The sequence below is a fragment of the Promicromonospora kroppenstedtii DSM 19349 genome, assembly GCF_000515355.1.
Classification (GTDB): domain Bacteria; phylum Actinomycetota; class Actinomycetes; order Actinomycetales; family Cellulomonadaceae; genus Promicromonospora; species Promicromonospora kroppenstedtii.
On record NZ_KI911613.1, the window covers coordinates 1,042 to 2,527 of the forward strand.

The window sequence follows — 1,486 nt, forward strand, 5'->3', positions numbered from 1 at the left end:
GGCGGCCTCGTCGACGGTGCCCTCGGCGGCGGCGGCCGGGGTCTCGACCGTGCCCTCGGTGGTGTCACCGGCGAGGAGCTCGCGCTCCCACTCGGCCAGCGGCTCGGCGGCGGCCTCGGCCTCGGTGCCGGTCTTGGCACCGCCCGAGTGACGCTGCATGAGGCCCTCGGCGGCGGCGTCCGCGATCACGCGGGTGAGCAGCGTGACGGAACGGATCGCGTCGTCGTTGCCCGGGATCGCGTAGTCGACCATGTCGGGGTCGCAGTTGGTGTCGAGGATCGCCACGACGGGGATGCCCAGCTTGCGGGCCTCGTCCACCGCGAGGTGCTCCTTGTTGGTGTCGACGATCCACACGGCCGAGGGGACCTTGGCCATGTCACGGATACCGCCGAGGGTGCGCGCGAGCTTGTCCTTCTCGCGGCGCAGCACCAGGAGCTCCTTCTTCGTGAGGCCCGAGGCGGCCACGTCGTCGAAGTCGATCTCCTCGAGCTCCTTGAGGCGCTGGAGACGCTTGTGCACCGTGGTGAAGTTGGTGAGCATGCCACCGAGCCAGCGGTGGTTCACGTAGGGCATCCCGACGCGGGCGGCCTGCTCTGCGACCGGCTCCTGGGCCTGCTTCTTGGTGCCGACGAAGAGGATGGAGCCGCCGTGGGCGACCGTCTCCTTGACGAAGTCGTAGGCGCTGTCGATGAAGTGCAGCGACTGCTGCAGGTCGACGATGTAGATGCCGTTGCGCTCCGTGAAGATGAAGCGCTTCATCTTCGGGTTCCAACGGCGGGTCTGGTGTCCGAAGTGGACACCGCTCTCGAGGAGCTGGCGCATGGACACGACGGCCATGACACGTCCTTTCGGTGCGGTCCGGGATCGACCCGGGGCTCCGCACGCATTTCAGGCGGCACAGGACGCAAGCCCCGGGCCACGGTTCGGTTGGCGGCGCCTTCTCGTGAAGGTGCCCCTGGCGCCACGTCGTTCCCGACGCCGACCCTGGGGCCGGACCACTGCCGGAGGCGACTCGATGTGGCGCGCGATGTCGACCGGAGATCCCCTGCCAGGCAGAGGGCCAGCAGAGCTGGACGACTGCCGGACTGGCAGCACATGCCGGTCGCGGGTTGAAGTCTACCCGACGGGCCCCCGCAGCGAGGACCTCGACGACGGGCTCCCGCTGTGACGTCGCCCGCTCTCGTTCGGGTGGTCCTGCGGGGTCGTCCTGGGGGCCGTTCCCGACCCCCGACCGACCCTCGTGACGGCGGCAGAAGGCGACGAGTGCGACCACAGGGCCCCTCCGGGCCGGTTCGTGCACAGGCGGGTCCCGGCCCCCTCCCGCCCGTCGGCCCGGCGGGCGATGCTCACGGCATGACGAACTCCCGTATCCCCCGCCGGACCGGTGGTCAGGCCACGGCCCGACGCCTCCTGCCGCTCCTTGCTCTCGTCGCGGTCGCGATCCTTCTCGTCACCGTGGCGACGGCGCCGCCCGCCGGGGCGCTAC

Annotated in this window: 1 protein-coding gene; it reads right to left on the reverse strand. The window is 70.7% G+C overall.

Translation table 11 applies throughout. The features are described from left to right. Positions 1–837 (reverse strand): 30S ribosomal protein S2 (gene rpsB, locus PROKR_RS04165; protein ID WP_084800239.1); only part of this gene is annotated, 837 nt, incomplete at its 3' end. Positions 838–1,486: the final 649 nt, after the last annotated feature.